The sequence below is a fragment of the Pseudoalteromonas sp. HF66 genome, assembly GCF_011806445.1.
GTDB classification, from domain to species: domain Bacteria; phylum Pseudomonadota; class Gammaproteobacteria; order Enterobacterales; family Alteromonadaceae; genus Pseudoalteromonas; species Pseudoalteromonas apostichopi.
Map to the genome: position 1 here is coordinate 255,767 of NZ_JAATOU010000003.1, position 21,684 is coordinate 277,450.

The window sequence follows — 21,684 nt, forward strand, 5'->3', positions numbered from 1 at the left end:
TCATAACACGTTTTCTCAAGGTTATTTATGACAGCATTACCCGTTATTGTTGGTATGGGTGGTATTAATGCCGCTGGCCGCACTTCTTTTCATCAAGGTTATCGTCGTATCGTGTTAGACAGCTTGGACGCTAAAGCCCGTCAGGAGACATTTTTAGGCTTAGCGACTTTAATGAACTTAGTCACCCTTACTGAAGGTGTACTTAAAGATGCTCAAGGCAATACAGTTGCTGAAAAAGATATCGAAGCTAAGTTCGGTGAACAAATTTTAGCTGGCACACTTATTCGTAAAATTGAAAAAAATCACTTCGATGTTGATGCGACTCCGTGGCAGCAAAAAATGACGTTAACAGCGTCAGATGAACAACAAATAGTTTTTGAAACGCGTCGCCGTGATTTACCAACCCCTGTACCTAGTAGCTGGCACATTGAGGAGTTGAGCGATAAAAAAGTAAAAGTAACTATTAGTGCTGATCTTGCCATTAAACATGACAGTACCCGCGATAATCCAATTAAAGCGGCGGGTCAACTACCGACAGGTTTCGAACCTTCAGCTATGTATAACAGCCGCTACCAGCCTAGAGGTCTGCAAGCAACTATCTTTGCTGCAACTGATGCAATTCGTTCGACTGGTCTGCCGTGGCAGCAGGTAATGAACAGTGTTGAGCCTGATCAAATTGGTACTTACTCAGCCTCTGTTGCTGGGCAAGTTGATGATGAAGGTTTTGGTGGTTTGATTCGTGCGCGTCAACAAGGTGATCGCGTTAGTACAAAACAGCTTGCACTTGGCTTAAACACCATGTCGACCGACTTTATCAATGCTTATGTAACAGGTAACGTGGGTACGACCTTTACCACATCAGGCGCGTGTGCCACGTTTTTATATAACCTACGTGCTGCTGTAAACGATATTCAAGCAGGTCGCACGCGAGTAGCGATTGTGGCATCAGTAGAGTGTGCTATTACGCCAGAAATTGTTGAAGGCTTTGGTAATATGAGCGCACTTGCAAATGAAGAGGGCCTAAAGCGCCTTGATAATTCAGAAGTCGTTGATCATCGCCGTACAAGCCGTCCATTTGGTGAAAACTGTGGCTTTACAATTGGTGAAGGTGCACAGGTTGCTATCTTAATGGATGATGCATTGGCATTAGAGTTAGGTGCTGATGTGTTAGGTAGCGTTGCGGATGTGTTCGTAAATGCTGATGGAATTAAAAAATCAATCACAGCACCGGGCCCTGGTAACTATATTACAATGGCAAAATCTGTTGCACTAGCTAGTGGTATTGTTGGTCAAGAAGCGGTACAAAAACGTAGCTTTATATTGGCTCACGGCTCAAGCACGCCTCAAAACCGCGTAACAGAATCATTAATTTACCATAAGGTAGCACAGACATTTGCTATTGATAATTGGAAGATTGCAGCTCCTAAAGCGTATGTTGGGCATACTATTGCTCCAGCCAGTGGTGATCAATTAGCCATGGCATTAGGCGTGTTTAGTCATAACATTATGCCAGGGATTACTACAATCGATAAAGTGGCTGATGACGTTTATAGCGAGCATTTAGATATTCGCACAGAACATTATCAATGTGATGCAATGGACATTGCATTTATAAATTCAAAAGGGTTTGGTGGTAACAACGCAACGGCGACTGTTTTATCTCCAGCAATTACATTGCAAATGCTAGCAAAGCGTCATGGTGATGTGGTTATGGCGGAATATCAGGATCGTCATACTCAAGTAGCTCAAGCTCAAGCTGATTACCAACAACAGGCTGATTTAGGTCATTATGAGCTTATTTATCGCTTTGGTGACGGCTTAATTGATGAAAATGACATCAAAATTTGCCAAGACTCAATGACAATCCCAGGTTTTGATAAAAAGGTTTTATTATCAAAATCAAACCCTTATTCGGACATGTTTTAAGATCAAGACTTGTTTAAGCACATTCTTGACAGCAAGGCGCTTTTAAAGCGCCTTTTTTAGTGCTATAAATGTTCCTATCAAAGGGAATTGGAGCAATTACTCATGATTAAATTTACTAAACTCGCTGTACTTTGTTCACTTATCGCATTACCAACACAGGCTTTAGCAAGAGACGTCAATGATTTAGGTGTTGATGTTCAAGCAGCAACTTCCGCCTATATCGTAAAAAATACAAATCCGCGTTATCCAGGTAGTTATAATGGCTCTCGTTTAGAGGGCTGGGCTTTAATGTCTTATGTAGTGGACAAACAAGGTAAAGCTAAAGATATCGAAGTGATTATGGCATCTGATACTCGTGGTAGTGAAGAAAACGCAGAGAAATATTTAACGAACTTAGAATTTGCACCCGCGACTAAAAAAGGTGAAACAGTTGAAGGTGGTTATCTGTTTTCTTTTGAAGTAGGTAAGTATTTTAATGGCTACTCAAATGATAATGCTAGCCGTGGTTTTATCAATGAGTACGATGAAATCAATAAAATGCTGCAAGCAAAGGAATTTAAAAAAGCTGAGCAAGCACTAGCCAAGCTATATAAAGATCACACTAAAAACACCTCTGAGCAGGCGTTATTTGCATGGCTAAAAAGCCAGTTTTTTTACCATCAACAACAATGGTTTGGCTTTGATGAGCAGCTGTCTATTGCCTATTTACTACGAAATAAGTTGCCAACAGATATACAGTATTTAGTCGCTAAAAGCGCTTTACAATGGTACAGCTTCAAGGGTGACTTCAATCTTGCTTACAACGCCATTGATGCGCTAGATAATATTGAAGGAAAAGAGTTTTCAGAAGAAAACAAACTTGCCACAATTAAGCAAATTGATGACTTATTAGCTCGTACTCCGCAGATCAATTCACAAATTAATGTCTCAAAGGATAAGCTTTCATATTTGTCGTTATCTCGTGGTTCTATCAAGATAGAGGGCGCACGTGATGTATCTAAATTACAGATCCGTTGTGCTGATCAAGTAATAGACCTTGAAGCAAATGATTCAGTGAGTTATGTGCTTGATGAACAAAGCCGACGCTGCGGTTTATTAGTTAAATCTACAAATTCTGCTGAGATTAAAGTAAAACAAACTGGTTATGCTATTGTTAATTCAAAATATGATGCCAGTTAATTGTTTACTTTAAACGCTTTACATATCTTAGCGTTACGAAGTTAATTAATGCCATTAGAAAGGCGATTTCGTAACGACTAAATGCCACAGCAATGCCAATGAGTCCCATGTTCCAAATACTGGCTGCTGTGGCTGTTCCATAAGTAGAGTTTTTGTTCTTCAAAATGGCGCCACCGCCAATAAAACCAATACCCGTGATAATCCCTTCGAGTACTTTTGACTCAGCCTCTGAGCTAGTTAAAACAGACATTCCAACTAATGCATAGCCACAAGATGCAACAGCAACTAATGGAAAAGTTCGAAGACCTGCGCCATTACTCGTTTTTTCTCGATCAAATGCCATGGGTAGGGCAAGTAAGTAGGCAATCCCCAGGTGCATTAGGTTATCGAGGATCTCGTGCCAATCAAGATTAAAGTCCATAATCAATTCCTTTTTGTTAATAGCCGAGTGTTGCAATTTCAATACCCGATCAGCAAATTAATTAAAATGAGGAAACTAGGGACATGTAGCCGGGTTTTTAAAAGTAGAGCTTGATATAATTTGCGATTTTTACGCACTACTGTGTCATTTTTTCAGTCTTTTGGCTGTTTGAAATTTCAGCATACAGACAGTATGCTAAACACGCTAAATAAATAGGCTTCAGTTTGAAACATACAACCTCATCTCTTGAAAAAACTGCTCTCGCATTGTGTATGTTAGGTGCGCTCATTGCTGTAATCTTGCCTAGTTTTATCACTGAACAAGTACAGCCTTTTGTACAAACGGTTTTAGATTGGATTGGGAGTAGTTTTTTCTTAATGGTGAATTTTTTATTGTTCGCCATCATAATTTTAGCTATTAGTCCATTAGGCAGCCGTAAAGTAGGTGGGCAAGATGCTGTTGTTGAGTATTCTAACTTTGGCTGGTTTGCTATGTTATTTGCTGCGGGAATGGGCTCTGGCCTAGTTTTTTGGGGAGTTGCGGAGCCTGCTTTACATTCGCTTGACCCGCCCCTTAAACAAAGCTTATATCCAGATAGATTAGCCAGTAGCTTGGCGCTAACATTAGTTAATTGGGGGGCTCATGCTTGGGCACTTTATGCGGTATTTGCTTTAGTGCTTGGTGGGTTAACTCAATATAGTGGTAAGTCTGGTGATATTTGTTCGCCTGTTCTTACTGCAGTAGGTAACAGGTTTGATAAATCAACAAAATTTACAGTCTCTTTTATTGTAAAATTAATTGCTGTTCTCGCGATATTTTTTGGTGTAGTTGGCACTATAGCAAATTCAACTCTGTTGATAAGTAAAGGGGTTGAGATAGAGTTGGGAGTTACTTCTACTTTATTAGTTGGCTCATTAATCGTTTGTTTATTAACAGTTATATATTCGCTATCAGTAAAGTTTGGTTTACGTCGCGGCGTACAATCACTAAGCATTTTCAATGTGATTTTGGCATTCAGTTTGTTGGTCTGGTTATTAACAGTGGTGCCGATTGAGCCAATTATAAAAATTGCTCTAGATGGAACTGGCTATTATTTACAGCTACTAGTAACTGGAACTTGGCAATTTGATAGCCAATTAAAAGCGCCGGATTGGGCCACTCATTGGACATATAACTATTACTTTTGGTGGTTAGCCTGGGGTCCATTTGTTGGTGTTTTTTTAGCCAAAATAAGTCAGGGGCGTAAGGTTTGGCAATTTATTTTTGCGGTTGTGTGTATTCCTACTTTAGTGACTATTATTTGGTTTGCGACCTTTTCTGGGGCAGCAATTGAATGGGATAGACTCAATCAAGCGGGTATTTTAGTAGCGATAAAACAAGATTACAGCCAAGGATTATTTGTCTTTTTTAATCAATTAGGTTGGCAAGGAACCGTGTTTATTTGGGCTAGTTTGTTATTACTATTGATATTTGTTGCAACATCAGCTGACTCTGCAATTTTAGTCATAAGGGAACTTGTAGGAGCTGATCCTAGCAATCGAGTGACCCTTTACACTTGGTGTTTGGCATTATTCTTATGCAGCTTGGCTCTTTTACTTTTACAAGATGAGCCATTAAATCGAAGCGTTGCAATTTTAGGCGCTTTACCTTTCTTATTAATATTCCTATTGCAGTTAGTTGGGTTTCTAAAAGAGTTTATTCGCGATATTTGTGATTAATTTACAGTTTTTTACAGTTAAATTATGCATTTGTCATTATGCTTATAAAATAAGCTTAAGTGTATTGGAGGACCGATGCTTAAATTTTTGTATGTGATGCTACCTTTTAGTTTACTTAGTGGCTGTACAGCCGTTGGCCTAGTGGCAGATGGTATTGGCGGGGCCTCTAGCCAAGCACAGCCTGCAAGCGCCTATGCAGATAAAAAAGATAATGACCGAGTTAACTATGGCATGACCATGACAATGCTAGGTTACGAAATCGACAAGGCGATTATTGAAGGTCTAGAGAATGGTAGCAAAGGTAAAGATGTTGAGCTTAAATGTCGTCAAATAAGTCGCGCAGTAAATGAATGTGTTGAGGTTCAAGCTGAGCCGAAAAAAAGACCTACATTAATGGATAGTTTTAATAATGAAGATTAACTTCTCAAAACTTGTTATTTGCTTTGTTAGCTACCAATTAGTGGGGTGTACAGTGGCGGGGTCAATAGTAGATGGCTATGCAAAAAACTCACAACCAACAAACCTTGCAACCACAAATGCAAATCAAACTAACAGCACAGTAACGGACTCTGAGGGCTTTTCATTTGCAAAGTTAGGCTTTGAAATTGATAGCGCTGTAATAGGTTTACTCGAACCAAAAGAGGAACAACCAAAGTTAGTTTGCAGGCAAATCACACGAAGTATTAAAGAGTGTGAGGAAGCTAAGCCCTCACACTAAAAATTAGATATTAATCACAGATACTTTTGATGAAACATTAGGTGTTCGTCAATAAAGCTACTGATAAAGAAGTAACTATGATCATAACCTGCGTGCATGTTAATTTCGGCTGGATAATCTTTCTCATTCACGACAGCAAATATGTTCTCTGTTTTGAGTTGCTCAGTTAAGAAGTTATCGGCCTCACCTTGATCAATGCGAATCGGTAAATAATCATCAGCGACGGCTTTTTTCATTAACTCACAACTGTCGTATTCCAGCCAACTTGCTTTATCATTACCTAGGTAATTGCTAAACGCTTTTTCACCCCAAGGGCAATTAATCGGGTTAACAATCGGGCTAAAAGCACTGGCGCTGACGTATTGTTTCGGGTTTTTGAGTGCAATCATCAATGCGCCGTGACCACCCATAGAATGACCGGCAATGGCTTTTTTAGTCGTCACAGGGAAGTGTGCTTCAATAAGTGCCGGTAATTCAGACACAACATAGTCGTACATGTTGTAATGGACATTGTAAGGTGCTTGAGTAGCATTGACATAAAAGCCTGCACCTTGACCAAAATCGTAGTTTTCATCGTCAGGAACATTATCACCACGCGGGCTAGTATCTGGAGCGACAATCGCAATACCCAGTTCAGCCGCTTTTTTAAATGCCCCGGCTTTTTGCATAAAGTTTTCATCGGTACAGGTTAAACCTGACAACCAGTACATCACTGGCACTTTATTCGTTTCGCTGGCACCGGGTGGTAAAAATATCGCAAAGCGCATAGCACAATGTGTACTGGTAGCTTGGTGGGTATATTGTTTATGCCAGCCACCGCTGACTTTTGTTGAGCTTATGTTTTCTAGCATAACCAAATCCTTGAAACAAAGGCGCTAGGCATTAACCTAACGCCAAATTAAAAGATTAATAATGAATAACTGAGCGGATGCTCTTACCTTCGTGCATTAAGTCGAAAGCTTCATTGATATCTTCAAGTTTCATGGTGTGTGTGATGAAATCATTTAACGCAAACTCACCATTCATATAGCGCTCAACAATCTCTGGTAGTTCAGAGCGACCTTTAACACCACCAAACGCACTACCGCGCCATACTCGACCTGTTACCAGTTGGAATGGGCGTGTCGAGATCTCTTGGCCTGCACCTGCAACACCAATAATCACTGATTCACCCCAACCTTTGTGGCAACACTCAAGGGCAGAGCGCATTACATTAACGTTACCGATACATTCAAATGAGAAATCAACACCACCGTCAGTCATTTCAACGATGACTTCTTGAATTGGTTTGTCGTAGTCATTTGGATTGATTAAATCAGTTGCGCCTAATTTAGTAGCAAGATCAAACTTACTTGTGTTGATATCAACACCAATAATACGGCCTGCGCCAGCCATTTTCGCACCGATAATCGCCGATAAACCAATGCCGCCTAGACCAAAAATAGCAACAGTATCGCCTTTTTGAACTTTTGCAGTTTTAGTTACAGCGCCCATACCAGTTGTTACACCACAACCAAGTAAACAAATTTCTTCAAGCGGGGCTTCTTTGCTTACTTTAGCTAGTGAAATCTCAGGTAATACAGTGTACTCAGAGAAAGTAGAGCAACCCATGTAGTGATAAATTGGTTGACCATCTTTATAGAAACGCGTCGTGCCATCTGGCATTAAACCTTTGCCTTGCGTTTCACGTACCGCAGAGCATAAATTTGTTTTACCAGATTTACACATCTTACACTCGCCACATTCAGCAGTATAAAGAGGAATAACATGATCGCCTACTTCAACATGTGTGACGCCTTCGCCTACAGCTTCAACAATACCGCCGCCTTCATGGCCAAGGATTGCTGGGAAAATACCTTCAGGATCTTCACCAGATAAAGTAAATGCATCTGTGTGACAAACACCTGTAGCAACAATCTTTACAAGCACTTCGCCTTTTTTAGGCATCATTACATCCACTTCTTCAATTGATAGTGGTTGATTTGGACCCCAAGCGATAGCCGCTTTTGATTTAATAAAATCAGTCATAACGTTCCCTTATAGTTGTTGGAAGTAAGTATTAAACCTAGTCTATTTTATTTATTTCTCAATGAATGATAATCTTCGTTTTATTAAAACACTTTTACAGTATGGTAATAATGAATCGTTGGCACGGAATTGATGAATTTTTAGCGGTAGCAGAAACGGGCAGTTTTACCAAAGCAAGTAAACTTCTGGGTATGTCGGTGGCCCATGTAAGCCGTTATGTGAGTCAATTAGAAGAGCGATTAAACACACAATTGCTAACCCGTACGACCCGTAAAGTGGTGCTAACGCAAGAGGGGCAGGTGTTTGCGCATCAAACAAAGCAATTACAGCATGCCATGGATGATGCCACGGCACTGCTTGCAGAGCAGCAACTGACACCAAAAGGCAGTATAAAGCTAACAGCCCCAGTGATGTACGGTGAAAGTTTTATCATGCCTGCAGTACATTCGTTTATGCAAAAACACCCAGATATTGAAGTGATCAGCCATTTAAGTAATGAACAAGTCAATCTATTAGAAGATGGGTATGACCTAGCAATTCGGCTCGGTCATTTAAAGGATTCATCCTTGAAAGCACGGCGTATTAGTCAGCGCAGGCTTGTTATTTGCTGTAGCCCTGAATATATAAATAAATTTGGCCAACCACATAGTGTTAGTGAATTACATCAGCATAATTGCCTGATTGGAAATAACAGTTACTGGCGGGTAAAAGAGCAAGGCCAAGATAAGCATATAAAAGTGGCTGGGCGGTTAGCATGTAACAGCGGTTGGGCATTGGTTGACGCTGCTATGAAAGGGTTGGGTATCGTGCAACTACCGGATTACTATGTTAATGAACACCTAGCCAGTGGCAAGTTGACCGCTGTACTTTCAAATGTTGCACCCGCACCTGAAGGTGTATGGGGTGTTTATCCACCTAGGCAGTTTATAGCAACCAATGTAAAAGCATTACTAGACCATTTGGTTGCTACTGTTCAAGTATCAGATTTATAATTATTTTTTACAATTTCGCGCATCCCATGCTAGCTAAATCTGTGCTAACATGAGCGCATATTTAGCCCTTGGAATATCCATAACTTATTATGTTTCAACCTGTTAGCCTTTTTATAGGGCTGAGATATAGTCGCTCCTCAAAGGGTAATGCCTTTATCTCATTTATTTCATTTTTCTCTATTGCGGGCATTGCTATTGGCTTAATGGCCTTGTTTACAGTCAGTTCAGTAATGAATGGCTTTGAAAATAACCTGAAAACCAACATGCTTGGATTAATTCCCCATATCGAAGTATCAGCTGATGATAACTCGAAAGAAACCATGCTGCAGTTAAAGCAGCAACTAGAAAACTCTCAAGATATTAAACAAGTTAACCTTTATCGTCATGGTGAAGCTATTTTACAAACTAACCAAGATTTGCACGGCGTATTGTTACAAGGGCTCTATGATGAAGGAAGCTCCCTCTATAACGTAAAGGATAAAATTGTTGCCGGTAATTGGTCACAAGTAATGGATAGCAACTACCATATTGCTATTAGCCGCTATTTGAGCCGAAAATTAGGCATTTCGCTCGGGGATAAAGTACGGGTGATTATGCCTAATGCGAGTTCATATACCCCCCTAGGTCGAGTACCTAGCCAGCGCTTGTTTACCGTTGGCGCTCTTTATGAAACGCAATCAGAAATCGATATGTCATTGGCATTTACTAGTGGTTATTCGTTAGGCCGGGTTTTAAAGCTGGCAAAATCAGCGGCACCAAACTTAAGTGTTTCGCTTTATGAACCATTTGCTGTTGAGCAAGTTTTGCAATCTCAGTCAGCTATTTTAAATGATTACACAGTGGCTGATTGGCGAGCTAGCCAAGGGACACTATTTGCTGCTGTGGCGATGGAAAAGCGTATTATGTCGATGTTACTTGGCTTAATCGTGCTCGTTGCGGTGTTTAATATAGTTTCAGCATTAACCATGATGGTCAGTGAGAAGCAAAGTGAAGTAGCTATTTTACAAACACTGGGTTTAACCCCGTTACAAGTGCAGCATGTTTTTATGATCCAAGGCTTATATAACGGTCTGATCGGTACCAGCATTGGTGCGTTACTTGGTGTGCTATTAAGTAGCAACATTAATGAATTATTAAATATGTTAGGCATCAATTTATTAGCGGGTGTGAGTTTACCAGTTAAATTTGATGTTATGAGTTTGAGTCTAATTGCTGCAGGGAGTATTGCGATGAGCTTTTTAGCTACTTTGTATCCTGCCAGAAAAGCTGCAAAAGTGAATCCAGCAGAGGTATTACGTTATGAGTGATTTAGTTATCAATTGTCAGCAGCTGAACAAAGTTTATCAAGATGGCGATAACGAGATTGCGGTATTAAAAGGGGTTGATTTAACACTTAAACAAGGCGAAATGTTAGCTGTTGTAGGTAGCTCTGGCTCAGGCAAAAGTACTTTATTGCATATATTAGGCACCTTGGATAACGAAAGTTCAGGCAAGGTTGAAATTAAAGGTCAGCAGGTTTCTAAATTAAATCGAAAACAACAAGCCAGTTTCCGGAATGAAAATTTAGGCTTTATTTATCAATTCCATCATCTATTAATGGAATTTACTGCGATTGAAAATGTTGCTATGCCACTTTTAATTAAAGGTTTAAGTGCAGTCGATGCAACGGAAAAAGCGCATAACATGCTCGATAAAGTAGGCTTGTCTCATCGCAGCGAACATAAACCATCGGCTTTATCAGGTGGTGAGAGGCAGCGGGTTGCAATCGCACGCGCATTAGTAACAGAGCCTGCTTTGGTGCTTGCCGATGAACCAACGGGTAACCTAGATAAGCAAAACGCTATTAAGATTTACGACTTAATTAAAGAGTTAAATACCAGCTTAAAAACCAGTTTTGTAGTGGTAACTCATGATTTAGAGCTTGCAGATAAACTCGGCAAAATTGCTTATTTAGATGATGGTAAGCTTGCAATTAAAGAGTCTCAGCATGTTGCTTAGTGCCTTTATTTCAAAACGATTCCGCGCTCATAGCGGACAAAAAGACGGACAAAATGGCTTTGTTAGCTTTATAGCTAAAGCTTCGACGATTGGCATACTTTTAGGAGTAGCCGTCTTAATTGTTGCTCTTTCAGTTATTAATGGCTTTGAGCAGCAATTAGTGCATCGGCTTTTATCGGTTGTACCACAGGTTGAATATGTCGCGCCAAATAAACCAATCAATAACTGGCAGTCAAAAATTGCGCTACTTCGCTCTCAAACCGGTGTAACAGGTGCAGCACCATTTATTAGTGTTAATGGTATGGCGCAATATAAAAGTGAGTTAAAAGCGGTTGAAGTGCGCGGTGTTAGCCCTGAATTTGAAAATCAGGTATCGGCATTAAACCAATTTACAGAAGGGCGCTTAGTTAGCCAGTTACAACAAGAAGATGTGCTTTTAGGACAACAAATAGTAAACCGATTAGGTCTTAAAATTGGCGATCCAGTTACCTTATTAATCCCACAGATAAACCAGCAAAGTAACACTTTACTGGCTCCAAAACGCGTGAGCTTGAATCTGGCTGGTATTATTAAAATGGGCGGTCCAATAGATGAAACCGCGGCTTTTATTCGTCTAGACAAAGCGCAAAATGTGCTGAGCTTTAATGAAAACCAAGTAACCGGCTTACGATTACAAGTGGCCGATGTGTTCGCCGCCCATCAAACAGCGATGCGTGTTGGGCAAGTTATTCCAGATTATGTTTATGTCTCTAGTTGGTTTCGAACGCAGGGGAGCTTATATCAAGATATTCAAATGGTTCGTACCATTGTGTATATCGTGGTGTTTTTAATAATTGCGGTAGCGAGTTTCAATATTGTTTCGTCTCTAGTGATGGAAGTACGTGAGAAACAGGCAAATATTGCGATTTTAAAAACCATGGGCGCACAAGATAGTACCATTTTAGCAACCTTTGTTATGCAAGGTTTTACACAAGCCTTAATAGGTGTGATTTTGGGCACGATTATCGGTGTGATGCTAGCATTAAATATTAGTGAACTGTTCACTTGGGTAAGTAACTTATTTGGTGATAACCCGTTACAAGGAGTGTATTTTATCGAGTTTTTACCAAGCAAATTAGTATGGCAAGATATCGTTATCACCGTGATTGTCACCTTTGTCCTCGCAATTTTGGCAACACTTTACCCAGCGTGGCAAGCAACCCGGGTAGACCCTGCAAAAGTACTTGGTAACTAAAGAAATTCAAGCTTGGACAAGCATTAGATTATTGATTTTTGGTTTCATGAATTTGGCCCTGAAGGTTGGTATTAACAATCTGATGAAGTTGATGCATTAATTAAGCGTTAGTTTTCATAATGTCTTTTGCAGGTTAGCTGGCGAGCATGCTGATTAGTGAATATATGCACTAGGCTATTAGCTGAAATCATCGTGTTAGCTCAGTTTTCACGCGGTATTGACCGTGAAACAGCGAAAGCGTTTAGCCAAGATCCGTAAGCACTAAGCTTAGCGCAAAGAGCTATCGAACTAGGTTTTGATATATAACTTGAAAGCTCACAAGTAGCGTTTATTTATATGCTTTTTATGCACAGTGAATCGAAAGTCATTCATCAGCAGGCTGAGCAATTGTTTAAAGGCATGAGTAATTATGAGTTTGAACTAAAGCACAAAGTTATTATTGATAGGTTTGGTCGTTACCCACACCGCAACACAATTTTAGGTCGAGAATCAACAATTGAAGAGCTACAATTTTCAACTGTGCCTAACTCTTCATTCTGAGTTGGCTGAATAATACTCAAGTAAATTAAAATGCCTTTTGATTGCCCGTAAACACTTGCACAGCGCCATTTTAAACCTTAAAGTGTCAGAAATGTTGTAAAAGAGTAACCACCATGGAACAAAAACAAGCAAGACCATTAACACCAGAAGAACAAGCCGAAGCGCAAAAACAAAGTGTTATTTGGCAAAGAGAATGTTTCCAAAATGCACAAAAGCATCTAGCAGAAAAAGGGGTTATCCCGCAAACTGTTGTTGAGAAAGAAAGTCGTTTCATTGCGCCTTTAGTGGCAATTTGGAAATTTAAAGCACAAAACGGTAAAAGCTATTGGGTGATCACGGGTCGCTTACCGACTGATCACGCTGAAGCAAGCGCAGCAACTAATGCACGTGAAGTATTACGTTATTTTTCAATGCAGTGGCAATTGAAGGCTGATCAGCTAATGCAATCAGGGGCCGTAGACAAAACCAAAGTTGATTTTGCGAATTTGCTAATTAATCGTGCTCATGGCTTATATGAGTTGTTTGAAAAAGAAGAAATGTGGCAAAACGAGCCAGCATAACTGACTTTACAAACTTACTAATAAAAAAGCTGAATAATTTTATTCAGCTTTTTTATTTTACCTAAACCTTAATGTACTAAAGTGAATGGCCGCGTATCAAACTGCTTGATAGGGCAGAGCATTCGCTGCCTTGGAATACCAGCTTCCATAAACACTAAACCATCTGCTGAAAAGCCATTTTGTTTAAACCTGTCTACCTCATTTAAAATACAATTAATACTGACACAGTCACAGCCTTGCTTTTCAGCCATACTTACTAGGTAATTCAATAATGATTTGTAAACCGAACGGTTACGGTGTTCAGGCAAAACAGCTATACGACCAATTAGGCCATCATTGCATAAACGCCCAGTAGCAACTGGGCATTTACATTCGTCTGTTACAAGGACGTGATGTGCTGTTTTATCTAAATGGTCAAACTCAATGTGTTTTGGAATATGCAATTCGCAAACAAATACCCGCTCTCGGATCTGTTGTAAAAGTTCCTTGTCGATATTCCATTCAACTTCATCTATTTGATAGCCCATAAACACACGCTCCTAACAAAACCAAATACCCTCATTTAAAAGTGTAGTAAAAGTTTTCAAGAAAATGTGATTATTTTTTGAACTATTTATATCAGCAGCTGTCAGCCAGGTTTGATCTGTGAGCTTTTTAATTAATTCAAGCTCATGTAAAACATGCATGTAATTAATGCCATTAACACTTAAAAGTATTTTATCTCCAATCACTTGATAGATTGCTCGGGTGCCACCTAAGCGCTCAAAAACAACCTCGTCATCACGTAGTAACTCAAGTAAATTATCTAATGTATAAGGTTCTTCTAAAGGTGCTAAATCCATTTCATGTTTTGGCTGACTCATATTGTTACCAAGCCAAGTCTTAAATATTGCATCATCATTTATTGCAGCAATCATCAGCTGTTTAACATTTTCAGCTTCAAATTCCTTAAGTTCGCCTTTTGAGTCACGTAATTTAAGCTCAGCATCACTGTATCGTTGATTGCCAAGTTCAGTATCTATCAAATGGTCTGCAAACTGTGATAATAAATCGCGCTGGTTTGGTGCTCGAAAGCCAACAGAGTAATTTAATGCGTTTTCAACTGCGTAACCCTCATGTGGACAACCCGGTGGAATATAAAGAATATCACCAGGCTCTAGAACACAGTCGATAACAGCAGGAAACTGCTCGACTTGTAGCAGGCTTTTATTTTGCGCAAACTGTCTTAGGTTAGCATCAGGCATACCAACCCGCCAATGGCGTTTGCCTTGGCCTTGAATAATAAACACATCGTATTGGTCTAAATGCGGGCCAACACCACCACCTGGTGTTGAGTAGCTAATCATTAAATCATCGATGCGCCAGTTAGGAATAAAGCGAAATGGCTCTAGTAATTGAGCAGCTTCGTTATGCCAATGGTCAACCGCTTGTACTAGTAATGTAGCGTGCTTTTCAGTCAATAAGCTAAAGTCTTCAAACGGACCATGGTGTGCTTGCCAGTCATTTGAGTGATTGGTCACTATTCGTGATTCAATACTTTCTTCCATGGCAAGACCCGCAAGCTCTTCTGGCTCAATGGGGTCAGTAAAGTCTTTAAAACCTTGTTTGATAAGCAATGGTTTTTTTTGCCAATACTGAGCTAAAAATTGCTCTTGGGTAAGTGAATTGATGGATAATTGATACATAACATGACCTAAGCGAATTGGTATAAAAAAAGCGAAAGGAAGGCCTTTCGCTTTTTCAAGTCTTTGTTTGAATTTAAGCTAAGTTATCGATGAACTCAACCGCACGACCAATGTAATTAGCCGGTGTCAATTTCTTCATTTCTACTTTTGCTTCTTCAGGTAACTCAAGACCGTCGATGAAATCAGCCATGATTTCTTGGTTTACGCGCTTACCACGAGTAAGGTCTTTAAGTTTTTCATATGGCTTTTCGATACCATATTTACGCATAACAGTTTGGATTGGCTCTGCGAGTAATTCCCAGTTTTGATCTAGCTCTTGTAATAAACGTTCTTCATTTACTTCAAGCTTGCTTACACCTTTTAATGTCGCTTGGTAAGCGATAAGAGTGTAGCCCATACCAACACCTAGGTTACGTAACACTGTTGAGTCAGTTAAGTCACGTTGCCAGCGAGATACCGGTAGTTTTTGCGCAAGGTGAGTAAAGATAGCGTTAGCAATACCTAAGTTACCTTCAGAGTTTTCAAAATCAATCGGGTTTACTTTGTGAGGCATTGTTGAAGAACCAATCTCACCTGCGATTGTTTTTTGTTTGAAGTGGTTAAGTGCAATGTAGCCCCAAACGTCACGGTCAAAATCAAGTAATACAGTGTTGAAACGTGCAACTGCATCGAATAACTCGGCAATGTAATCGTGTGGCTCGATTTGTGTTGTGAACGGGTTGAATGTTAAACCTAGGCTCGTTACGAACTGCTCAGCGTGGCTGTGCCAATCGTAATCTGGGTATGCACTTAGGTGAGCGTTGTAGTTACCTACAGCACCGTTGATTTTACCTAACATTTCTACGTTAGCAATTTGGTCACGTTGACGCTTTAAGCGCATGTAGACGTTTGCAAACTCTTTACCCATAGTAGAAGGAGTTGCTGGTTGACCGTGGGTACGTGTCATCATCGCAACTGACTTGTACTCAACTGCTTTTTCTTTTAATGCATTTAGAAGTTGGTCACAGTATGGAAGTAATACTTTGTCACGCGCTTCAGTTAGCATTAAACCATGAGACAAGTTATTGATGTCTTCTGAAGTACATGCAAAGTGAATGAATTCGTTAACTGCGTTAAGCTCCGCGTTGTCAGCCACTTTTTCTTTAAGTAGGTATTCAACTGCTTTAACGTCATGGTTGGTTGTGCGCTCGATCTCTTTAACGCGTGCTGCGTCAGCTTCGCTAAAGTTATCAACAATGGCATTAAGTAAAGCATTAGCCTCGTCGCTAAATGCCGGTACTTCTGTGATTGCGCTAGCTGCAGACAAAGCTTGTAACCAACGAACTTCAACAGTTACACGGTATTTGATTAAACCAAATTCGCTGAAAATACTGCGTAGTTCCGTGGTCTTGCTGCCATAGCGACCATCTACCGGAGAGATAGCGGTTAACGCTGAAAGCTCCATAATGACTCCTAAATTGTCTAGTTTGAACGATAATTAAATTGATTGTTTAGCAATAGCGAGGATTTTTCTTTTTGCAAAGAAAAAGTGACGGCGTTTACCGCCCATTTGTCGCCATAACACGGCACTACGAATTCCGGCCAATAATAAGGCGCGAATTTTGTTTTGCGTGAGCTGCTGTTTTAATAACTCTGGCTTGCCGTAAACTTGAATACGATGCCCAAGGGGGCTTAGCACCGACGAGTAAATATCAGCAAGCGCTGCTACTACAGTATCATCTGTGATAGCAAAATGGTCGAGGCGACGTTTAACGTCATCAATGCGACGACCTAATTCATTTAAGCTGCTTTGTTTTGCGCTCAAGGCACGTTCTAATTGCATTAAGCCACCTACATATTTTACGATTTCGACGTCTTTATCTGCGCCGGCAGAAAGCTGGGCAATCAAAATACGATAGCCTTCACGTAAATTATGTTTACCCTGATATACATCTTCAGGTGTATCAGGTGATGTTTCGACAATACAGCTTAATAACTTTTCTAATTCGTGATCACTGCCTTGGCCATATTGCGCAACTTTTTGTACTTGTTTGGCAACTTGGCACATGGCAGCTAAAGCCATGACTTGGTGCTCTGTCATTACTTAATCACCGAATCAATAATACCACCACCTAAGCAGACTTCATCAGCGTAGAATACGGCTGATTGACCAGGTGTAACCGCTTTTTGTGGCTCATCAAATAATACGCGAGCCATGCCATCTTCACCAACGAGTAATGTACAGCTGATGTCTTCTTGGCGATAACGAGTTTTAACAGTACAGCGCGTTGTACCTTTAGGGCCAACACGGTCAACCCAGTGTAGTTGATTTGCATTTAAGCCATTGCTGTATAGGCGAGGGTGGTCTTTACCTTGGCCAACAACTAGTACATTGCGTTCAATGTCTTTGTCTACAACATACCAAGGTTCACCCGAACCTTCTTTCATACCACCAATTAAGAGGCCTTTACGTTGACCTAAAGTGTGATACATCAAGCCTTCGTGCTCACCAACTTCATTGCCATCGGTATCTTCGATTTTACCTGGCTGTGCCGGTAAGAATTTTTGTAAGAAATCTTTGAATTTACGCTCACCGATAAAACAAATACCTGTACTGTCCTTTTTATCGTGAGTTATTAAATCTTGCTCTTCGGCAATACGGCGAACTTCAGGTTTAGCAATATCACCTACAGGGAAAAGCGTTTGTGCAATATGTTCATGGCTTAAAGTGTATAAGAAATAACTTTGATCTTTATTGTCATCAAGGCCACGACACATAACAAATTTATCACCCCGTTTTTCACGGCGCACATAGTGACCAGTAGCGATGTAATCAGCGCCGAGTGCTTGAGCTGCAAATTCTAAGAATGCTTTGAATTTAATTTCTTTATTACACATGATGTCTGGGTTAGGCGTACGGCCTGCTTTGTACTCTGCTAAGAAGTACTCAAAAACATTATCCCAGTATTCTGCTGCAAAATTTACAGTATGAAGCTCAATACCTAATTTATCACAGACTGCTTGTGCGTCTTTAAGGTCTTCAGCTGCAGCGCAATATTCATCATTATCATCTTCTTCCCAGTTTTTCATGAACAGGCCTTCAACTTGATAGCCTTGTTGCTTTAATAAATATGCTGATACAGAAGAATCCACACCGCCGGACATACCCACGATGACTTTAATGTGACTATTTTCGCTCATAATATTCGCTGTCATTTTTTAACTGCTATGGAAAGGCCGATATTATATACCCAAACCAGCCAAAATCACAGCCGTTATTGGTAAATCAAACTAAGTGGATAGGCTTTACCAGCTAAATGATCTTCAATGCATTTTAAAACGAGGGGGCTTCTCAGTGGTAGGTTTTTAATTTGTTCAAAACTAAACCAATCTGCGCTGAGAATATCATCATCCTGGGGGGAGGGTGCTATTAGTGTAGGGCAATTAAAAGCAAAACTAAAACGCATATAGTGAACGCCATTTGCGGCATGCAAATTATAAATGCCAACAAGGTGATTGGCATTAAGGCTAATGCCAGTTTCTTCAACAAGTTCGCGATGAGCTGCTTCTGCTAAGGTTTCATTGGCTTCTAAATGACCTGCTGGTTGGTTATAACAAATTTCACCTGTGTGCTTATCGCGCTCTTTAACAAGTAAATACTTGTCTTGACACCTGACGATTGCAGCAACTGTGACATTAGGTTTATGCATCGGGATTGTTCACGACTTTAAACTGGCCACTGTCCAAACCATCAAGAGTATAGTTACCAATGCTATATCTAATTAATCGCAAAGTAGGGAAACCAACATGGGCTGTCATACGGCGAACTTGGCGGTTTCTTCCTTCAGTGATGGATATTTCTAACCAGCTAGTTGGAATATTCTTTCGTTCGCGAACGGGCGGGGTACGCGGCCAAATTGCGGGTTCATTAATTCGCCTAACCTTGGCAGGCTTGGTCATGCCATCTTTAAGCTCTACGCCTTTGTTAAGCGCAAAGATAGCCTCATCAGTAACATCACCTTCTACTTGCACCCAATACGTTTTTGCTGTTTTTTTATTGGGTTCAGTGAGAGTGTGTTGTAATTTACCGCAGTTTGTAAGTAGCAACAGTCCTTCACTATCTCTGTCTAGGCGTCCTGCTGCATAAACGTCTTTAATAGTAATAAAGTCGGCAAGCGTTTTGCGGTTTTGATCATCAGTAAACTGGCAAAGCACATCAAATGGTTTGTTAAACAGTACGACTTTACGTTTCTCTGGGCTAATTGCTTTTTTTACTTCACGTTTTTGTATCGGCCTTGAGTATGTTCGGCCACTACTGCGACGTGGTTTACTTTTAGGTTTGTTTACCATTAAATGCACCTAGCTGGTTTAGGTAAACCTGCAATTTTAGTTGCTTGCTTAGCAGGACCTTTAGGGAAAAGTTTGTACAAGTACATGCTATTACCTTTTTCTTCACCAAGCTTTTGAGCCATGGCTTTGACCAACATACGAATAGCTGGGCTGGTGTTGTATTCAAGATAAAAATCACGCACAAAGTGCACAACTTCCCAGTGCTGTTCACTTAAAGTAATGTTCTCTTGTTCAGCAATGATAGGCGCTAGATCTTCACACCAATCATTTGAATCAAGTAAATAACCTTGTTTGTCTGTTTCTATTTGTTTGTTATTAAATTCAAGCATGGTTTACCAAGTAATTGTGTTCTGTGCATTTAAAGTCATTTCTACAAACTGTGTGTAGTCTATTACGATATCCTCTTTATTGAGTGAAATATCGCGAGCTGTAGTATCTTCTTCAAGTAAATATAGACAGGATGAGAACTGCTTAAATTGCATATTGTTATAACAAGCATCACTGACTAGTAGTACCTTATCCTGTGCAGTAATTAGATTAGCCAACATATTATTGCAATAGTGAGATAAGGGTTTCGAAAAAATATGCAATGTACTCATAACGTCACCACCTGATGCTGCTCTGTAATTAAGTCTCGCTGTTGCTCAAAGTTAGCTACTTTAACATCGATAATCAGACTATCTTCTGAAAGGTTAAAGTCCATTAACGACTTTTCACAGACATAAATGTTTTCAACATCGTATAACTCAAGGGTTTTAATGGTTTTAAAATAGTTTTTAATGCCAAGTTGCTCTGGCTGTTGATTTTTTTTCAGAGCTAATACTGCCTCACCACTAAGAAGCCAACTAATGTTTTGTTCGATAGCAGCAAAAATCAGTGTAGTGTCGAGTGATTCACGAATATGTTGATCATCAAATGGACTGTGTTGACTGATCACAAGAATGTTTTTCATTTAAACTGCACCCATTTATCAGCTTCACTTACTAACATTGCAAACTCAGCTAAGCCAGCAACTGTAAACACGCCTGTGTTATCAATATCTAACCCTCGTTTTTCTGCAGCAGTAACACAAAGAAGCAGAGGAACATCTTGCGAGTTTAATTCTTGCCATAAACGATTAATTGGTAACTCATCACTGGCAAGTTCTAAATGATTACTTGCGTGGAAAACACCTGCTTGATAAAGAAAGATAGCTGTAATTGAGTGACCAGAATCAAGACAAGCTTGCGCAAATTTAATTAGCCGTTGTGTCGTGTCATGATCGGTCGGCGCGGTATGAAGAGAAAGTACAAATTGTGCCAAAACGCATCCAATAAAAAAGCCCCTAGAAAGGGGCTATTTTAGCAGAACTATTTAATTAGTCATCACTTGCACCAAGTAGGTGTAGAAGTGACGTAAATAAATTATACACGTTCAGATATAAAGCAACTGTTGCGCGGATGTAATTTGTCTCACCGCCATTAATAATGCGGCTAGTGTCAAATAATATTAAACCAGACATAATCAATACAACTGCAGCGTTAATTACCATAAAGGTAATAGAGCTACCAATAAATAAATTTACTAAGCTTGCGATAATTACCACAATTAAGCCCACTGTTAAAAAACCACCCATAAATGAGAAATCTTTTTTAGTGGTTAGAGCGTAAGCTGATAAGCCGAAGAAGATTAAGGCTGTCGAACCTAGGGCTTGCATAATAAGCATAGGGCCATTTGGCATTGCAGCGTAGTAGTTAAGCATTGGACCAAGTCCTGCGCCCATCAAACCTGTGAAAACGAATACCCAGGCAACACCTGATGCACTGTCTGCCTTTTTGTTGACAACAAAAAGTACACCAAATGCAATCAAGCTAAATACTAAACCCATAAAATAAGGTAGATTCATTGCCATTGAAATACCCGCTGTTACTGCGCTAAATGCCAGTGTCATAGCTAGTAAGAAATAGGTATTCTTCAAAACTTTATTGGTTTCAATAGTCGACATTACTGGTCTAGCAGTATTGTACGATTGATTAAACGCCATTGTTAGAGCTCCTTTAAATGAACTTATACGTTCGTTAGTTCCAATTATTAAACTGAACTAAGCCTATCAAGAGTTATATATTTGGGCAAACTATTGTGGATCAATAGACAAGATAAATAATAGAAAAGTTCAAATCGATTATATTTTGAGTTTGATTGTGTTAATGCTGAACGATTTAGTTGTTTTTTAATCACTTAAACAGTTTTTTGAAAAAAAAGCTTCACAAACCCGGCTTCCTTATCTATTATGCACGCCGTCGGAGAGATGGCAGAGTGGTCGAATGCACCGGTCTTGAAAACCGGCAGGGGTTTGTAGCCCCTCTAGGGTTCAAAT

Annotated in this window: 25 protein-coding genes and 1 pseudogene; 11 read left to right on the forward strand and 15 right to left on the reverse strand. The window is 39.9% G+C overall.

Annotation, left to right across the window (positions count from 1 at the left end; all coding sequences use genetic code 11):
- The first annotated feature begins 27 nt into the window (after positions 1–27).
- Both HCZ11_RS05425 and HCZ11_RS05430 read left to right on the forward strand, forming a co-directional pair.
- Complete coding sequence (locus tag HCZ11_RS05425) at positions 28–1,926, forward strand: beta-ketoacyl synthase (RefSeq protein WP_167657860.1); 1,899 nt, start codon at positions 28–30, stop codon at positions 1,924–1,926.
- A 102-nt stretch (positions 1,927–2,028) separates the two neighbouring features.
- The gene (locus HCZ11_RS05430; RefSeq protein ID WP_167657861.1) at positions 2,029–3,105 is read left to right on the forward strand and encodes an energy transducer TonB; all 1,077 of its coding nucleotides are present in this window, start codon (positions 2,029–2,031) and stop codon (positions 3,103–3,105) included.
- 4 nt (positions 3,106–3,109) lie between these two features.
- On the opposite strand, the gene HCZ11_RS05435 is transcribed toward HCZ11_RS05430, so the two are convergent.
- Positions 3,110–3,526, reverse strand: a complete 417-nt coding sequence (locus HCZ11_RS05435; RefSeq protein WP_130051369.1) for an MgtC/SapB family protein — start codon at positions 3,524–3,526, stop codon at positions 3,110–3,112.
- Between the two features lie 224 nt (positions 3,527–3,750).
- Between HCZ11_RS05435 and HCZ11_RS05440 the strand changes: the two genes are divergently transcribed.
- The 3 genes from HCZ11_RS05440 to HCZ11_RS05450 all read left to right on the forward strand — a co-directional run bounded on the left by HCZ11_RS05440 (position 3,751) and on the right by HCZ11_RS05450 (position 5,962).
- Entirely contained in the window at positions 3,751–5,244 is a 1,494-nt protein-coding gene (locus HCZ11_RS05440; RefSeq protein WP_239977421.1) for a BCCT family transporter, read from the forward strand.
- A gap of 75 nt (positions 5,245–5,319) precedes the next feature.
- On the forward strand, positions 5,320–5,664 hold the full coding sequence (locus HCZ11_RS05445; protein ID WP_130051371.1) for a hypothetical protein: 345 nt from the start codon (positions 5,320–5,322) through the stop codon (positions 5,662–5,664).
- Between the two features lie 52 nt (positions 5,665–5,716).
- The gene (locus HCZ11_RS05450) at positions 5,717–5,962 is read left to right on the forward strand and encodes a hypothetical protein (protein WP_130051372.1); all 246 of its coding nucleotides are present in this window, start codon (positions 5,717–5,719) and stop codon (positions 5,960–5,962) included.
- Between the two features lie 14 nt (positions 5,963–5,976).
- Here the strand turns inward: HCZ11_RS05450 and fghA are convergent, their stop codons facing one another.
- Entirely contained in the window at positions 5,977–6,813 is an 837-nt protein-coding gene (fghA, locus tag HCZ11_RS05455; protein WP_130051373.1) for an S-formylglutathione hydrolase, read from the reverse strand.
- Between the two features lie 55 nt (positions 6,814–6,868).
- Positions 6,869–7,990: an S-(hydroxymethyl)glutathione dehydrogenase/class III alcohol dehydrogenase gene (locus HCZ11_RS05460; RefSeq protein ID WP_130051374.1), complete on the reverse strand. Its 1,122-nt coding sequence runs from the start codon at positions 7,988–7,990 to the stop codon at positions 6,869–6,871.
- 110 nt (positions 7,991–8,100) lie between these two features.
- On the opposite strand from HCZ11_RS05460, the gene HCZ11_RS05465 reads away from it, so the two are divergent.
- The 6 genes and pseudogenes from HCZ11_RS05465 to HCZ11_RS05490 all read left to right on the forward strand — a co-directional run bounded on the left by HCZ11_RS05465 (position 8,101) and on the right by HCZ11_RS05490 (position 13,314).
- On the forward strand, positions 8,101–8,982 hold the full coding sequence (locus tag HCZ11_RS05465; protein ID WP_130051375.1) for a LysR family transcriptional regulator: 882 nt from the start codon (positions 8,101–8,103) through the stop codon (positions 8,980–8,982).
- Between the two features lie 89 nt (positions 8,983–9,071).
- On the forward strand, positions 9,072–10,289 hold the full coding sequence (locus HCZ11_RS05470) for a lipoprotein-releasing ABC transporter permease subunit (RefSeq protein ID WP_130051376.1): 1,218 nt from the start codon (positions 9,072–9,074) through the stop codon (positions 10,287–10,289).
- Positions 10,282–10,980 (forward strand): lipoprotein-releasing ABC transporter ATP-binding protein LolD, encoded by a 699-nt coding sequence (lolD, locus tag HCZ11_RS05475; RefSeq protein WP_167657862.1) that lies wholly within the window; start codon positions 10,282–10,284, stop codon positions 10,978–10,980. Before HCZ11_RS05470 ends, lolD begins: the two co-directional genes overlap by 8 nt.
- Positions 10,970–12,214, forward strand: a complete 1,245-nt coding sequence (locus tag HCZ11_RS05480; RefSeq protein WP_130051378.1) for a lipoprotein-releasing ABC transporter permease subunit — start codon at positions 10,970–10,972, stop codon at positions 12,212–12,214. The genes lolD and HCZ11_RS05480 overlap by 11 nt, the downstream gene beginning before the upstream one ends.
- 27 nt (positions 12,215–12,241) lie before the next feature.
- Positions 12,242–12,754, forward strand: a pseudogene (locus HCZ11_RS05485) (DUF924 family protein).
- 113 nt (positions 12,755–12,867) lie between these two features.
- Positions 12,868–13,314 (forward strand): DUF4826 family protein, encoded by a 447-nt coding sequence (locus HCZ11_RS05490; RefSeq protein ID WP_130051379.1) that lies wholly within the window; start codon positions 12,868–12,870, stop codon positions 13,312–13,314.
- A 68-nt stretch (positions 13,315–13,382) separates the two neighbouring features.
- On the opposite strand, the gene HCZ11_RS05495 is transcribed toward HCZ11_RS05490, so the two are convergent.
- The 12 genes from HCZ11_RS05495 to HCZ11_RS05550 form a co-directional block, all read right to left on the reverse strand.
- Positions 13,383–13,841: a GNAT family N-acetyltransferase gene (locus HCZ11_RS05495; protein WP_130051380.1), complete on the reverse strand. Its 459-nt coding sequence runs from the start codon at positions 13,839–13,841 to the stop codon at positions 13,383–13,385.
- A gap of 12 nt (positions 13,842–13,853) precedes the next feature.
- Positions 13,854–14,999 carry a cupin domain-containing protein gene (locus HCZ11_RS05500; protein ID WP_167657863.1) on the reverse strand — a complete coding sequence of 382 codons (1,146 nt, stop codon included), beginning with the start codon at positions 14,997–14,999 and terminating at the stop codon, positions 13,854–13,856.
- Between the two features lie 73 nt (positions 15,000–15,072).
- On the reverse strand, positions 15,073–16,443 hold the full coding sequence (gene purB / locus HCZ11_RS05505; RefSeq protein WP_130051382.1) for an adenylosuccinate lyase: 1,371 nt from the start codon (positions 16,441–16,443) through the stop codon (positions 15,073–15,075).
- Between the two features lie 33 nt (positions 16,444–16,476).
- Complete coding sequence (hflD, locus tag HCZ11_RS05510; protein ID WP_130051383.1) at positions 16,477–17,079, reverse strand: high frequency lysogenization protein HflD; 603 nt, start codon at positions 17,077–17,079, stop codon at positions 16,477–16,479.
- Positions 17,079–18,179, reverse strand: coding sequence for a tRNA 2-thiouridine(34) synthase MnmA (mnmA, locus tag HCZ11_RS05515; RefSeq protein ID WP_130052284.1), 1,101 nt, complete (start codon positions 18,177–18,179; stop codon positions 17,079–17,081). The genes hflD and mnmA overlap by 1 nt, the downstream gene beginning before the upstream one ends.
- 74 nt (positions 18,180–18,253) lie before the next feature.
- On the reverse strand, positions 18,254–18,688 hold the full coding sequence (locus HCZ11_RS05520; protein WP_167657864.1) for an NUDIX hydrolase: 435 nt from the start codon (positions 18,686–18,688) through the stop codon (positions 18,254–18,256).
- Positions 18,681–19,328 carry an rRNA large subunit pseudouridine synthase E gene (locus HCZ11_RS05525; RefSeq protein ID WP_130051385.1) on the reverse strand — a complete coding sequence of 216 codons (648 nt, stop codon included), beginning with the start codon at positions 19,326–19,328 and terminating at the stop codon, positions 18,681–18,683. The genes HCZ11_RS05520 and HCZ11_RS05525 overlap by 8 nt, the downstream gene beginning before the upstream one ends.
- A complete protein-coding gene (locus HCZ11_RS05530) occupies positions 19,328–19,657 on the reverse strand; it encodes a TusE/DsrC/DsvC family sulfur relay protein (RefSeq protein ID WP_130051386.1) in 330 nt (109 codons plus the stop codon). The genes HCZ11_RS05525 and HCZ11_RS05530 overlap by 1 nt, the downstream gene beginning before the upstream one ends.
- A 3-nt stretch (positions 19,658–19,660) precedes the next feature.
- A complete protein-coding gene (gene tusB / locus HCZ11_RS05535) occupies positions 19,661–19,927 on the reverse strand; it encodes a sulfurtransferase complex subunit TusB (protein WP_130051387.1) in 267 nt (88 codons plus the stop codon).
- Positions 19,924–20,280, reverse strand: coding sequence for a sulfurtransferase complex subunit TusC (tusC, locus tag HCZ11_RS05540; protein ID WP_167657865.1), 357 nt, complete (start codon positions 20,278–20,280; stop codon positions 19,924–19,926). Before tusC ends, tusB begins: the two co-directional genes overlap by 4 nt.
- A complete protein-coding gene (gene tusD, locus HCZ11_RS05545) occupies positions 20,277–20,630 on the reverse strand; it encodes a sulfurtransferase complex subunit TusD (protein WP_167657866.1) in 354 nt (117 codons plus the stop codon). The genes tusC and tusD overlap by 4 nt, the downstream gene beginning before the upstream one ends.
- Before the next feature lie 55 nt (positions 20,631–20,685).
- On the reverse strand, positions 20,686–21,351 hold the full coding sequence (locus HCZ11_RS05550) for a Bax inhibitor-1/YccA family protein (RefSeq protein WP_062564480.1): 666 nt from the start codon (positions 21,349–21,351) through the stop codon (positions 20,686–20,688).
- Positions 21,352–21,684: the final 333 nt, after the last annotated feature.